Consider the following 14,825-nt stretch of genomic DNA (forward strand, 5'->3'; position numbering starts at 1 on the left):
AGAAATGGAGACAGTATTATTTTCCATTGGTATCCTAGCCATTATCGCTGGAATGATGACGCGTCATTATATGCTTGGAGGCATTATGGGTGCGGGATCTTTCTTATTGTATTTTGGTTTGTATGACAATGGGTCTTGGTTGTCACTGATGCTTTTTGCTTTAGGGACAGTCTTGATTATTTCCGAAGTATTTTTACCTACTTACGGGATATTGGGTGTCGTAGGTTTGTTGATCGGTGCCTGGGGATTGATGGGACAGACTGCAGATATCGGCGACGCGGTGGTAGATTTAACGATTGGTGTTGTTGTGGGTATCGTGGCCTTTTATATTTTAGTCAAGTTGGGTTACCGGATTCCTTTTAATGATCAAATTGTACTGAATACATCTTTGAATCGGGAGCGAGGTTATCAATCGCAAAGTGTGTCTGTTGCGGATTATGTTTCGCAAGAGGCTGTGACGCTCACGCCACTGAGACCGACTGGGAAAGCAACTTTCTCGGACGGGAATATCTTGGAAGTGATGAGTGACAATGAAGTGATTGGTAGTAATGAAAGGGTGGTTGTTGTGAGGATTCGTAACAATCAATTATTAGTAAGGAGAGTGAACCATGAGTAGTTCGTATGGAAATGATACAAGTATTTGGGGAATTTTGATTTTAGCCATCATTATTCTAGTCGTTTTAACGCTGTTCTTTACCTTTGTGCCAGTTGGCCTTTGGGTAACAGCTTATTTCTCAGGGGTAAAAGTTGGGATTGGCGATTTAGTCGGTATGCGTCTACGTCGTGTAAATCCAAATAACATTATTAAACCTTTGATTAAGGCGACAAAAGCCGGATTATCCATTGATTTAAATGATTTAGAAGCCCACTATTTAGCAGGTGGGGATATCAATATGGTCGTGGATGCCTTAATCGCAGCCCAACGTGCCAATATTGACCTAGAATTTGAACAAGCTGCGGCTATTGACTTAGCAGGTCGTGACGTGTTTGAGGCCGTTCAAGTGTCTGTTAATCCTAAAGTGATTGAAACACCGATTATTTCAGCGGTTGCGATGAACGGTATTGAAGTGCGCGCGAAAGCTAAAGTAACTGTTCGCGCTAATATTGAACGTTTAGTTGGGGGTGCTGGTGAATCTACTATTATCGCCCGTGTTGGTGAAGGTATTGTCACAACTGTTGGTTCAGCAGTGACACACTCAGAAGTCTTGGAAAACCCAGATGCCATTTCACAAACTATTTTGCGAAAAGGTTTAGATTCCGGTACAGCATTTGAAATTCTATCGATTGATATTGCGGACGTTGATGTAGGTCGTAATATTGGGGCTAAACTACAAGCAGAGCAAGCGGAAGCGGACAAACGAATTGCCCAAGCCAAGGCTGAAGAGCGTCGTGCGATGGCCGTTGCCCAAGAGCAAGAAAATATTGCGAAAACGCAAGAAATGCGTGCGAAAGTTGTGGAAGCACAGTCTCAAGTACCAGAAGCCTTAGCTGAGGCCTTTAGAAACGGTAAAATCGGGGTAATGGACTACTACAATATGCAAAATATTCAAGCAGATACGAAGATGCGCGAAAGTCTTTCTGAAGGAGATTCTGAATACAATTCAGGTGATCAATAATGGAACTGATTGGAATTCTGATCTTCGCGTTTGGGCTAGCGCACAGCTTTTACAAGGATCACCAGAAGAAGCTAGAAGCAGAAGAGAAGGCGAAAGCGAAACGATTTGATGCTTCTAATCAACCTTCGCGGATGAGTGAAAACGGCGTGAATCGGCAAAGAAACACGCGCCAAACCCAAACCCGACAGACTCGACAAACTTTAAATCGTCAAAGTACCAGTCGCGGTAGACACCAAGAAGATAAGGAGCCAAAAACCTTGGCAGATTATCTAGCTAAAGCCCAAGCGTATTTAGATGAAGTGGATGCGGATGCGCAAAAGTCTTTTGAAGAAGGGCAGACTGAAAAGATTCAAGCTAAAAAGCAGAATAAGCAAGGACGAAATGCAAACCAACAAAATCGTGGTCAGCAGTATGCTAAACAAAACCAGGCTATGCGGGCACAGAACCGTCAAAACCAACATGCAACCTTAAACCAAGCTGAGGGCGGTCAAAGCACCGCGCTTGTTGGTGAAGGAACGGGTTGGGATGAGTCAGATGTATATGCTGAGGGTCGTGGCTATTCTGCAGAAGGTAGTCGCTTTAATGAAGGTTCTGTACCTGAAAATGCAATGTTGAATGGTGATTATTTTGACCAAGAAATGGCTGCCAATGTCCTTGAATTAGGGAAAGAATTGCAGCAAATGGATGAAATGTATGACCGTGAAGCGGACCGTTTTGATAGAGAAGTAGGCCAATTGTTTAATGAAATGGAAGATCCAGGTAAAGATTTACATGTGACGACTGAAAGCAAGAAAAAATCACGAAATCCGCGCGAAATATTAGCTTTATCTAATCAAGATAACCTAAAACGTGGTATATTATTAAAAGAAATACTGGACAAACCAGTAGCTAAAAGATAGGTGTGATGATAGTCGCTTAGAATTAACCGCTTCTAACGCATCTAGGTGAGTAAATGCTAAAGCACTAACTCGCCCATAAACTAGAACAAAAGGCGGCTAAACACTGCAAGTGTTCAGCGTATTTTGTGAAGTGTCGGACAATTCCGACTATGGGAACCTGATATCACGACTTTCTTAGCATACAAAAGGGGCTGTGAGACAGCCCCTTTTAGTTTATCCGATTTTTAAATCAGAGAGGATGTATCAATAATGAACTGGGTTTTAAATACAATTGCTTATGGTGACTTGATGGCACAAGAAAGTTTTGGCCAATTAGATATGATTGATTCTGTTAAAGGGTTAGGTTTTGACTATATTGAATTAAGAAGTGAATACTTTGACGGTTCAGACCAAGAATTGGTGGACCTAAAAGCTGCAAACCAAAAAGCGGGCTTAACTGTTTTCCTTTCTGTGCCAGCACCTTTATTTGAAGAGGGCCTATTAAATCCTGAATTAGAAAACTACTTTGAATTAGCCCAAGCGGTTGGTGCTATACAATTGAAGGTCAACTTAGGTGCCTATAACCCAGAAACAGTGGTTGCAGATATGACGTTGGTCAATAAACTAATTGACCGGTTCAGCATTTCCCTAACCTTGGAAAATGACATCACGAAAGCAACAGGCGCTAGCGACTATTTTAAAGCCTTTTTACAAGACAATGGTAACGATAAAGTGGGCATGTGCTTCGATGTGGGTAATTTTTTATACTTCGATGAAGATCCAGTAACAGAGGTTAAAAATGTCTTACCATTGGTACATTATGTCCACCTAAAACAAGTGGAACAAGCGACCAATACTAGTTTAGCAGGCTTATCGGTAGGGGACGTGGACTTTGTTGCTGTCTTGAAAGAGATAGACCCAGCCATCCCTATTGCGATTGAGTGCCAATATAAAGCTTCTGATATTGCGGAAGTTGAAGGGCAGATCAAAAACGATATCGAAAATATCCTATCTGGCTTAAATTAGAAAACAGCTAGAAATGCCTATGGAATGGCCTATATCCCTTGCTTGCAGGCCGGATGCATGGTAACATTGTTTGGTTGTCAATATGTTGGACTAGGTAGAAACCTAGTCGTACACACATCAATTATTTTGATTCAAAAAGTAGCATGTGTGGTAGAAAGAAAGGAATTCTAATGACGAGTAGTGCATTAAAATATACATTACATAAAAAAGAAAAGCATACAGGTGCGCGTTTAGGCCAAGTGGAAACCCCACATGGTACGATTGAAACACCGGTGTTTATGCCTGTTGGTACGCAAGCATCTGTAAAGGCTGTGTCTCCTGAAGAGTTAACGGATATGAATGCCCAAATCATTCTGTCTAACACCTATCATTTATGGTTACGTCCAGGTGATGACCTAGTCAAAGAAGCAGGTGGCTTACATCAATTCATGAATTGGGACAAACCAATTCTAACCGATTCAGGTGGTTTCCAAGTATTCTCGCTGGCTGATTCTAGAAAAATTGAGGAAGAAGGAGTCACCTTCAAGTCTCATTTAGACGGAAAGAAATTATTCTTATCACCGGAAAAAGCCATCCATATCGAAAACAACTTGGGTGCGGACATCATTATGTCATTTGACGAATGTCCAGACTTCAACCACGACCACAGCTACGTTGAAAAATCGATTCATCGTACAACACGTTGGGCTGAACGTGGTTTAAACGCCCACCAACGACCAAATGACCAAGCCTTATTTGGGATTTTACAAGGTGCTGGCTATAAAGACTTACGTCTACAACACGCCAAAGATATGATCGGTTTGGACTTCCCAGGTTACTCAATCGGGGGTTTATCAGTTGGTGAATCGAAAGAAGATATGTACAAGGTTTTAGATTATCTGACACCTGTCATGCCTGAAGACAAACCGCGTTACCTAATGGGTGTCGGCAGTCCTGATGCCTTGATTGAAGGGGTTATCCGTGGTATCGATATGTTTGATTGTGTATTGCCAACACGTATTGCACGTAACGGGACTACCATGACCAGTCAAGGCCGTGTAGTCATCAAAAATGCGCAATATGCACGCGATTTTACGCCATTAGATCCAAATTGTGACTGCTACACTTGCCGTAACTATACACGTGCTTACATTCGTCACCTATTGAAAGCCAACGAAACATTTGCACTACGATTAACGTCAATCCACAACTTGCATTTCTTAATCAATTTGATGGAGCAAATTAAAGACGCCATTCGCGAAGACCGTCTATTGGACTTTAGAGACGAATTCTTCTTGCAATACTACGGTAAGGTTCAAAAAACCGCCTTTTAGGTCAAGACCTTTTCTTTTTGAAAAAGGGCTAGGCGAGGTCTTGCTAAATCTTTTGGCTTACAAGGGTTAACCTATATAATTTATCGGCACTTTATGGTACGATTATGCTAATAATGAAAAAAATGAACGGTTCATATGTGAACAAATAATCAAACAGGAGGTTATTCTTATTATGGGAATGGGAACAATATTATATATCGTTGTTTTAGTGGCTTTAATGTACTTCATGTTAATTAGACCACAACAAAAACGTCAAAAAGAAACACAAGAAATGATGGCTGCAATGGCAGTTGGTGATTCAGCAGTAACAATCGGTGGGTTACACGGTGTCATTGCTGAAATCGATGAAACTAAAAACACTATCACTTTAGATTGTGAAGGTGTCTACTTAGTATTTGATCGTCGTGCAATTGCGCGTACGCAAAAAGCTGACCCAATGAATACTGAAATGGCTAACGATATCATGAGCGATGCTGCTGAAGAAGAAGCTCGCGAAAATGATGTAGTCATTGAAGATGTAGAAGCAGGCGACCAACAAGAGGACGATCAAATCTAGTCACAGCAACCGCTTGATTCAGAATGATTGAACCTTTCGTTACGGAGGCCATTATGAAAGTTTCGAACTTTGAATTCCTCTGTCTTCGTCCATGGTTTCTTTCAAAATCTCAAAGTATTAAAAAACAAGGGTATAATGGGATAGAATGGCAAGACATTGAAGAATATTTTAAAGATTTTGCGTGGAAACGTCAGGCACCAAAGAAATTTAGTGCCCGTATTCAAGAAATCAAGAAGTTACACGCGAATGACTATTTAGATTATGCAAAATTGCAGGCGACAGTATATGATGTTCATCCGCTAGATGAAATGAATATCGACGATTTGTTAAAATAGTATAATTTCAAAAATGAAAAATTCAGAGGGGTATGACTATGTGTCATGCTCTTTTTGGTTGTGCTAGATTTATGTATTGCTTATTTTCTTAAGAGTCATCGTAAAGAAAATGACATTTTTTTTAGGTATATCTATAAAAACAAAGTAGGTAATTTCCAAATACACCTAAAAATAAGGTATAATAGTACTAATGAGCGTAAGCATTAAAGAAAGGTGATTAACCATGTCTAAAAGTAGAGAAGATTATATGAAAGTCATTTTTGAATTCGGTGGCAAGATGGATCGTGTAGGCAACAAAGCAATTAGCGAAGCCTTAAATATTTCCGCTGCCTCTGTAACTGAAATGATTTCAAAATTACAAGAAGAGGGTTGGATCACTTACATTCCTTACCAAGGTGTCCAATTAACTGAAGAAGGAACCAAAATGGGTGCTTCTTTAGTACGTCGTCACCGTTTATGGGAAATGTTCTTATATGAAAAATTAGGTTACAACTGGGATCAAGTTCATGAAGAAGCTGAACAGTTAGAACATACTGGGACAGAATTCTTCATTGACCAATTAGATGAATTCTTAGGTAAACCTGTATACTGTCCGCACGGTGGGGCTATTCCTGATAAAGATGGCGTGATGGCTAAAGAGGCTACGATGCCTTTAGCTGATTTAGCGGTTGGTGATAAGTTTAAAATCCAACGTGTAACAGATGATAAAGATTTATTAAACTACCTAGATAAGTTAGATATCAAACTAGATAAAAAATATACGATTGATGAAATTGAAGCTTTTGACAAATCATTTACGATTTCACGTAAAGGGGAATCAATTGTATTGAATCCTAAGGCGACTTTAAATATTTTTGTCGACGAAGATTAATCATCACAAGTAACCCAGTGTTTAAAGGGGGTAAGTGTCATGCGCACGATTGGGATATTATCATTTGATGATCCAAAAATTGATGGGTCTAGGAAAATATTACATGTCGATATGGATGCTTTCTTCGCCTCTGTTGAACAAAGGGATAATCCTGCTTATCGGGGAAAACCGGTGATCATTGCCCGCCATCCAAAAGAGAATTCGGGTAAGGGTGTTGTATCAACGGCTTCTTATGAAGCGCGTAAATATGGTGTCCATTCAGCCATGTCTGCAGCTGAAGCTTACCGCTTATGTCCGCAAGGGATTTTTGTGTCGGGTAACTATGCCTTATACCGCGAAGTTTCAGAACAAGTACGAGAAATTTTCAAGCGGTATACGGATATTATCGAACCTCTTTCTATAGATGAGGCCTTTTTAGATGTGACGGATAATAAGAAGGGGATTCCTTATGCCATGGATGTGGCCAAGGAAATTCAAGAAACCATTTATAAGGAATTGAATTTAACTTGTTCGATTGGGGTTTCTTATAATAAATTCATTGCCAAGTTGGCATCTGACTACCAAAAACCATTTGGTATGACTGTGATTACCCCTAAACGAGCGATTCCCTTTTTGGAGCAATTACCGATTGAAGATTTTTATGGAGTTGGGACTAGGTCGGCTGAAAAAATGCATGAATTGGATATTTATACGGGTGCAGACTTGAAAAAATTATCCCAAGATGAATGCATTCAATATTTCGGTAAGGCAGGGCTAGCCTTGTATGAACGGGTCCGCGGAGTTGACGACCGGCCGGTGAAAGTCACCCGCATCCGTAAATCGATTGGGAAGGAGCGGACCTTTTATCCTTTCCTTTACCACGATAATGAGGTGGAAGAAACTTTGCGTAAGCTAGCCAATTCAGTGTCTGAGGCCCTGGGTAAAAAGGACATGCACGGAAAGGTGGTGACCTTGAAGTTTCGGAATGTGGATTTTGAGACGGTTACACGGCAGACGTCGCTTGTTGACGCAATTTCAAATAGCCAAGATATTTATTTTTACGCCTTGGACTTATGGCAAACTTATGGGGATGTCAGTCAGGGGATTCGCTTGCTGGGGATTACGGTGAGTGATTTGTCTCAGTTGGCCTTTGAAAATATCCGCTTGAATTTATATGAACATCAAGCTAAAGAAGCGGAAACGCTGGCCTACAAATCCAACACATTATTATCAGAGAATGAAGAAATAAATGAAAATAAAAATATAAAAGAAGATTCAACAATCCAACCTGCCCCAGACCAAGCGCCATCTGAACATGAGGATGGTGACGCGTAAAACCGAATGGGTCAGATTTTAAACGGAGGAGCAATGCCAATGGCAACTAAACACGAACAAATCATACAATATATTCAAAATCTCCCCATTGATTCCAAAATTTCGGTTAGGTCTATCGCACGCAATTTGAAGGTGTCAGAGGGAACTGCCTATCGAGCGATTAAATCGGCTGAAAACTTGCATTTAGTGGCGACCAAAGAGCGGGTGGGAACCGTCCGGATTGAAGAGAACGAAAACCGCCGCATGCACCATTTAACGATTGAAGAAATTATCAAGGTGACGGATTGCCAGGTTTTAGGCGGGGCTTTAGGTTTGAGTCGTCAGGTTCGTAAATTTATTATCGGCGCCATGGAAGCGGACGGGATGCGTCGTTATATCGAACCAGATTCCTTGATTATCGTTGGTAACCGTGATGAAATTCAACGGATTGCCTTGGAAAATGACGTCGCTGTTCTAATCTCGGGTGGTTTTAAGCCGTCAGATGCCATTGTGGACTTGGCTAACAAGCGAGAAGTACCACTTTTAAGTGTCAACTTCGATACCTATGCGACGGCTACTTTAATCAATAAAGCGATGATTGAGCGGTCTATGCAGAAGGATATTCTACTTGTTGAAGATATCTACATTCCGCTTGAGCAAACGCAATTTTTATACACGGATGATACGATTACGGCCTACCGACAATTGTCAGAAAACTCGGGGCATACCCGTTTTCCAATTTGTGAAAGAGATGGTAAGTTGGCGGGGATTTTAACGGCTAAGGATATCCTAGATTTTGCACCGGATACCCATTTAGCCAAAGCCATGACGCCAACGCCAATTTCGGCTAAGAAGCCAATGAGTGTGGCCTCAATTACACATATGATGATTTGGGATGGCTTAGAAATACTACCTGTTGTGGATGAGGAGGATTATTTACAAGGAATCCTATCTAGACAAGATGTCTTACGAACATTACAGTATACGCAACAGACAGAACAGAGTGAAAACCGTATTGAGATGCTATTAGCTGATAAGTTGAAATTCGTTGATCAAAATGAGGATATGACAAAAGCGCGTTACCGATTCCTGAGTGATGTTTCATTAACGAATGATTTTGGCGCCTTATCTAATGCCTTACAACATAGTATTATCCAACTATCGGTAAAACAATTTGTCAAGAAGCTACAAGGTAAATCAATCGTTGTTGATAAGGTAAGTGCATATTATTTAAAATTAGTACCCTTACAATCTACCATCGATATTGTGCTAGAATTCCTAGATGTCTCTAGACGTTCAATGGAAATTGATATCACCGTCTACCATGGTAAACAAGTCATGACGAAAGCTTTGGCAAGTGTGAAAACTCTGACAAATTAATGACGAATCTACCAAACATGGGTATAATTTAAATATAGAAAATTTTTTAGGTCTTAGAAAGAGGTCAATATGTTAGATAAAATATTAGCGGCAATTGAGGCACACGATATCATCATTATTCACCGCCACGTTCGCCCAGATCCAGATGCATTAGGTTCGCAGATGGGGTTGAAAGCTGTTTTGGAAGAAACTTACCCGCATAAAGATATCTATGCAGTTGGTCAAGATGATGACTCATTAGCGGAATTTGGGGACATGGATGATATTTCGGATGATACTTACAAGAATGCACTTGTTATCGTGAATGATTCAGCTAATCGACCAAGAATTGATGATCAACGATATAAAAAGGGTGCCACACTGATCAAAGTTGACCACCATCCAAATGAAGATCCATACGGGGACTTTATGATTGTTGAACCAAGTATCTCATCTACCTCAGAATTATGGGCATCTATCGTCTTGCGTGATGACAATAACTTACAAATGAATGATGAAGCAGCTAAATGCTTCTTCTTAGGAATTGTAGGGGATACTGGTCGTTTCTTATATGACAATACGACCCGTGATACCATGCAAATTGCCGGTGAATTGTTGGACTACGACTTCCCAGCTTCTGACTTGATGCAAGAATCGAATACGCAAACTATTTCTCAAGCCCGCTTGCAAGCTTATGTCCTACAAAACATGAAATTGTCAGCACAAGGGACCGTGAATTCAGTTTATATTTCACAAGACCTACTGCAGTCACTCGATTTAACCGCCAATGAAACCTACCAAATCGTTCAAATTCCAGGAACTATTGAAGGGGTCATTACTTGGGTAACCTTTATCGAGCAACCAGATGGTAAAGTACGTTGCCGAATCCGTTCTAAAGGCCCAGTAATCAATCATATTGCTGCACAACATGATGGTGGCGGTCACGAGAAAGCCTCAGGCGCTAACGTTTATTCTTCAGAAGAGAAAGATGAATTATTAGCTCAACTAGGTGAAGTCGCTATGAAATACCGTCGCGACCATTTTTATGACTAATTGAAAAAGGAATATAGCTTTCAAGACCGCAACCTGTATGTAAAATTCAGTTGTGGTCTTTTTCGTTCGGCTTTACAAAGTAAGTTGGCTGTTTTAGAGAGATTATTGAGTGTAAATGCGACATATAACGAACAATAATAAGTAAAAATAATAAATTCATATGGCTTTAGAAATATAATTGTGCTAAAGTAATGAGGTAAAGAAAATAACAATGCGAATAAACGAACATTTAGGGTTTTCGTTGGGAGGAAAATCAAGTCATGTCTTCATTATTAAAATCAATCCTTATTTCAAGTGCTGCCTTACTACTGGTGGCCTGCCAAGGGCAAAATGCCGGTACGGATGCCAATGCCGACACAGCGTCATCATCCAGTTTACAAGCCAGTGAATCAGCGACTACTGATGCTTTATCAATCGGTATGGTAACAAATGAAGGGGGCATTGATGACCGTTCGTTCAACCAATCTGCCTGGGAAGGGTTGCAAGCATGGCAAGCGGAAACTGGGGCCAAAGTCCGATACTATGAGTCACCTGATCAATCTGAATTGATCCCTAATTTAAATGTTGCGGTTGCAGACCAGTACGACATTATCGTTGGTCTCGGTTATACAACGGCAGAAGCCTTAAATGAGGTGGCAGCGCAAAATCCTGACCAAAATTACGCTTTGATTGATGGGGAAGTTGACCTAGACAATGCGGTATCTATCGCCTTTAAAGACCAAGAAGCTGCCTTCTTAGCGGGCGTTGCGGCTGCTTTAAATACGGAAACGAATCAAGTTGGTTTTATTGGTGGGACTAGAATTCCAGTGATTGACCGTTTTGAAACAGGTTTTAAAGCGGGTGTTGCCTATATTGACGAAAATATTGAAGTGGAAAGTCAATATACGGAATCATTTAGCGATGCCTCTAAAGGACAACAAATTGCTAACGCTATGTATACCAATGGTGTTGACGTGATTTATACAGCTGCTGGTGGGTCTGGTAATGGTGTTTTCACTGAGACCCGTAACCGTCTGGAAGCAGATGCAGAAACACAATTATGGGTGATTGGCGTTGACCGAGATCAAACTGACGAGGGCGAGTGGACTGGCGGTAACTTCACCTTAGCGTCGACCCTTAAAGATACCGGGGCAGCCATTATTGCCTTAGCCGAGCAAACTAGAGACAGTAGCTTTCCTGCAGGTGAAAGCTTAGCTTATGGCTTGGAAAATGGCGGCGTTTCGCTAACTCAAGGACAATTGCTAGATGAAGAATGGGCGCAAATTGAAGAAGCCAAAGCTGCGATCATCGCTGGTGATATTCAAGTTCCAGAGTTCACTTACTCTGAAAGTTAGTTTGCTTATAAGGCAATTGAAACCAAGTGCGTTAAAATAGTGAACACGAAAAACCAGGAACCGCGATTTTAATATTAGTTCCTGGTTTTGTTTATATGGATTAGGTTGTGTAAAATACGCCGTTTCTTTTATAAGGAAATTTTCAATAAAACTATTTCACCCAAACATGGCCGTTTTGGCGCAGTAATTCATCCGCTTCTTTAGGACCACGTGTTTTACCAATATAAGTAGGTAAGGTTCTAGTGCCTGCTTTTTTCCAGTTGGCAATGATTGAATCAACGATACGCCATTGTTCAGCCAATTCATCCCATGTAGAGAAGTTGGTTTGGTCACCAATTAAGGCATCGTAAATCAATTTTTCATAAGCATCTGGTACATAGGCAACGTTTAATTCGCCTACATTAGAGTTAATAGACACCATTGTTGGCAATAATTCTTCACCAGGTAATTTTTGATTTAGGTTAAAGGCTAAACCAGTTTCTGGTTGGATGTTGAAGGTGATGCGACTTTGACTTGGGTTGCACCCCTTATCGATATCTGTTTTATCACCGGCATCTTTTAAGACGATTTCAACGGTCGTCCGTTTGTCATCCAAGGCTTTACCTGTTTTGAAGTAGAAGGGTACTTGGCCCCAACGGTCGTTATTGACTTGGAAGTAGCCTGCTAAATAAGTTTCAGTCACAGAATCAGGCGCGACCTCATTTTCCTCTAAGTAGTTGATGAATTCACCATCTTCACTTGCAAGGTATTGGGCACGAACAGTTTGTTTAGCTGTTAATGAATCGATTTGTTTCAAGAAAGTTAGCTTATTGGCATGTACATCGTCTTGTTCAGGTGAAGCAGGTAGGTCCATACCTAGTAATGTCGCCACTTGTAGGATATGGTTTTGTAGCATGTCGCGTATAGCACCTGATTTGTCGTAGTAACCACCGCGGCTACCAACTGGCATGTCTTCTGCTAGGGTGATTTGAATATTTGAAACGAATTCCTGGTTTAATAAAGCTTCAACTGCAGGGTTAAAGAAACGTGTCGCTAAGATATTTTGCACCATTTCTTTACCAAGATAGTGGTCAATACGGTAGATATCTTTTTCATCGAAAGAAATTGCTAAGGCATCATTTAATTCTTTGGCTGAAGATAGGTCAGTACCGAATGGTTTTTCTAAGATTACGCGGTGTGTACCGCCATCTGTCACAATTTCAGCATCCTTCAATCCTTGGGTAATTTCAGGGAATAAGGCTGGTGAAGTCGATAGGTAGTATAAATTTTTCTCACCGGTATTAAATTCATTTCTTAATCTTGCCATTTCATTGTTCAAATTCTCATAATCATCAGCTTGAGTGGCGTCATGAGATGTGTAAAAGAAATGTTTGATAAAGTTGTTGATTGTTTCTTCGTCTGCTTCTTGGTCAGAAATTGAATCCAAGACGATATCACGGAAATAATCGTCAGTCCATTCGCGTCTGGAGTTTCCTAGCAAAGCAAAGTTTTCAGATAATAATTGACGCTGATATAAGCGGAATAAAGATGGGTATAGTTTACGGCGCGCTAAATCTCCTGCTGCACCAAACATAACGATAAGCCCACCAACTTGTTTGTTAGTCATTATGCTACATCCTTTCATAGTTCATCATCAATTATATACGAACTTTCATCACTTACACAAGAATTAGTCCTGACTATTCTTAGTATTTTTTAATATTCTATTATTTTAGATTTAAGAAATATAATGGTACAATAATACGGATGAGCAAAAAGAACCGTACTTGCCTAAGCTGGCAAGCAGAGAAAGGTGGGAGACCATGTCTTTTACACAATTTAATTTAAAACCATTTATTAACGACGCACTCGCAGATTTAAATTTCTATGAGCCGTCTCCAATTCAAGCAACAGTTATTCCAGTGATTCAATCAGGCCGCGATGTCATTGCCCAAAGCCAAACCGGATCAGGGAAAACTCACGCCTTCTTATTACCACTATTAAATAAGATTACAGCTGAAAACCACACGCAGTTGGTTATTACAGCACCTAGTCGTGAACTTGCGGAGCAGTTATACCAAGCTGGCCGTCAAATCTTGTCATTTTCAGATGAAGATTTACATATTGAGCGCGCTTTTGGTGGGACAGATACTGTTAAACAGGCCAACCGTTTAGAAAATGCCGTACCACAAGTCGTTGTGGCGACACCAGGACGTCTATTAGACTTGATTAACAACCAATTGATTTCTGTACACCAAGTAACAGATTTCGTTGTCGATGAAGCAGACATGACCCTTGATTTAGGTTTCTTAAATGAAGTCGACCAAATTGCAGGCCGTATGCCAAAATCATTGAACATGTACGTTTTCTCAGCAACTATTCCGGACAAATTGAAACCGTTCTTGAGAAAATACCTAAGCAATCCTGAATGGATAACAATAGAAGCCCGTCACAAAATTTCAGATACCATTGATAACTACTTGGTACCTGTTAAAGGGCGCGACCGTAAAGCATTGTTATTCGATACCTTAACAATTGGTCAACCTTATTTAGCTTTAATCTTCGCCAACACCAAGGAAACTGTACAAGAATTGTACAAATACTTGAAATCTCAAGGCTTAAATGTCGGCCAAATTCATGGTGATTTACCAGCTCGCGAACGTCGCCGTGCAATGAAACAAGTACAAAACTTGGACTTCCAATACGTGGTGGCAACTGACTTAGCTGCTCGTGGGATCGATATTGATGGTGTGTCTCACGTAATCAACTACGAAGTACCGAATGAATTAGAATTCTTCATCCACCGTGTAGGCCGTACTGGTCGTCAAGGTAAACCAGGTACTGCCATTACCTTCTATATTCCGGATGAATTAAAAGATATTGAATGGTTGGAGAACAAAGGGATCATCTTTGAAAATAAAGATATCAAAGACCATCAATTAATCGACGGTAAAGACCACGATGCCCGTGCTGCCCGTCAAAAAGCACCTGAAGTTGACCATACTGTAGTTGGGATGATTGAACGAAACAAACGTCGTAAAGTCAAACCAGGTTACAAGAAAAAATTAAGCCGTCAAATTTCTAAACATAACAAAGACAACCGCATGGCTGATCAACGTAAAAAACGTCGTGACCAACGTCGTAAAAACAAAGAAGACAACCAAGTGGATTTCTAAATTCACTAGCATCTTCAAAATAAAAATCCGAGGAAA

At 40.5% G+C, this 14,825-nt stretch carries 14 protein-coding genes; 13 read left to right on the forward strand and 1 reads right to left on the reverse strand.

The window, feature by feature from the left end:
• The first annotated feature begins 4 nt into the window (after positions 1-4).
• The 12 genes from A6J77_RS07260 to A6J77_RS07315 all read left to right on the forward strand — a co-directional run bounded on the left by A6J77_RS07260 (position 5) and on the right by A6J77_RS07315 (position 11,634).
• Positions 5-616 carry an NfeD family protein gene (locus A6J77_RS07260; protein ID WP_227645146.1) on the forward strand — a complete coding sequence of 204 codons (612 nt, stop codon included), beginning with the start codon at positions 5-7 and terminating at the stop codon, positions 614-616.
• Entirely contained in the window at positions 609-1,616 is a 1,008-nt protein-coding gene (gene floA / locus A6J77_RS07265) for a flotillin-like protein FloA (protein WP_083069510.1), read from the forward strand. Before A6J77_RS07260 ends, floA begins: the two co-directional genes overlap by 8 nt.
• Positions 1,616-2,515 (forward strand): hypothetical protein, encoded by a 900-nt coding sequence (locus A6J77_RS07270; RefSeq protein WP_083069511.1) that lies wholly within the window; start codon positions 1,616-1,618, stop codon positions 2,513-2,515. Before floA ends, A6J77_RS07270 begins: the two co-directional genes overlap by 1 nt.
• A gap of 249 nt (positions 2,516-2,764) precedes the next feature.
• Entirely contained in the window at positions 2,765-3,520 is a 756-nt protein-coding gene (locus tag A6J77_RS07275) for a sugar phosphate isomerase/epimerase family protein (RefSeq protein ID WP_083069514.1), read from the forward strand.
• Between the two features lie 170 nt (positions 3,521-3,690).
• Entirely contained in the window at positions 3,691-4,833 is a 1,143-nt protein-coding gene (gene tgt / locus A6J77_RS07280) for a tRNA guanosine(34) transglycosylase Tgt (protein WP_083069516.1), read from the forward strand.
• A 172-nt stretch (positions 4,834-5,005) separates the two neighbouring features.
• The gene (gene yajC, locus A6J77_RS07285; RefSeq protein ID WP_083069518.1) at positions 5,006-5,389 is read left to right on the forward strand and encodes a preprotein translocase subunit YajC; all 384 of its coding nucleotides are present in this window, start codon (positions 5,006-5,008) and stop codon (positions 5,387-5,389) included.
• 53 nt (positions 5,390-5,442) lie between these two features.
• Positions 5,443-5,724: a post-transcriptional regulator gene (locus A6J77_RS07290; protein WP_016896876.1), complete on the forward strand. Its 282-nt coding sequence runs from the start codon at positions 5,443-5,445 to the stop codon at positions 5,722-5,724.
• A 223-nt stretch (positions 5,725-5,947) separates the two neighbouring features.
• Positions 5,948-6,595 carry a metal-dependent transcriptional regulator gene (locus A6J77_RS07295; RefSeq protein WP_083069520.1) on the forward strand — a complete coding sequence of 216 codons (648 nt, stop codon included), beginning with the start codon at positions 5,948-5,950 and terminating at the stop codon, positions 6,593-6,595.
• Between the two features lie 39 nt (positions 6,596-6,634).
• On the forward strand, positions 6,635-7,909 hold the full coding sequence (gene dinB / locus A6J77_RS07300) for a DNA polymerase IV (RefSeq protein ID WP_083069522.1): 1,275 nt from the start codon (positions 6,635-6,637) through the stop codon (positions 7,907-7,909).
• Positions 7,910-7,948: 39 nt separating this feature from the next.
• Positions 7,949-9,268 carry a DRTGG domain-containing protein gene (locus A6J77_RS07305; RefSeq protein WP_227645147.1) on the forward strand — a complete coding sequence of 440 codons (1,320 nt, stop codon included), beginning with the start codon at positions 7,949-7,951 and terminating at the stop codon, positions 9,266-9,268.
• A gap of 69 nt (positions 9,269-9,337) precedes the next feature.
• The gene (locus tag A6J77_RS07310) at positions 9,338-10,300 is read left to right on the forward strand and encodes a DHH family phosphoesterase (RefSeq protein ID WP_083069526.1); all 963 of its coding nucleotides are present in this window, start codon (positions 9,338-9,340) and stop codon (positions 10,298-10,300) included.
• A 260-nt stretch (positions 10,301-10,560) separates the two neighbouring features.
• On the forward strand, positions 10,561-11,634 hold the full coding sequence (locus A6J77_RS07315) for a BMP family lipoprotein (RefSeq protein WP_083069528.1): 1,074 nt from the start codon (positions 10,561-10,563) through the stop codon (positions 11,632-11,634).
• Positions 11,635-11,785: 151 nt separating this feature from the next.
• Here the strand turns inward: A6J77_RS07315 and zwf are convergent, their stop codons facing one another.
• Complete coding sequence (zwf, locus tag A6J77_RS07320; protein ID WP_227645148.1) at positions 11,786-13,240, reverse strand: glucose-6-phosphate dehydrogenase; 1,455 nt, start codon at positions 13,238-13,240, stop codon at positions 11,786-11,788.
• 196 nt (positions 13,241-13,436) lie between these two features.
• Between zwf and A6J77_RS07325 the strand changes: the two genes are divergently transcribed.
• A complete protein-coding gene (locus A6J77_RS07325; RefSeq protein ID WP_083069531.1) occupies positions 13,437-14,789 on the forward strand; it encodes a DEAD/DEAH box helicase in 1,353 nt (450 codons plus the stop codon).
• Positions 14,790-14,825 lie beyond the last annotated feature (36 nt).

This window comes from Aerococcus viridans, assembly GCF_002083135.2.
GTDB lineage: Bacteria > Bacillota > Bacilli > Lactobacillales > Aerococcaceae > Aerococcus > Aerococcus viridans_C.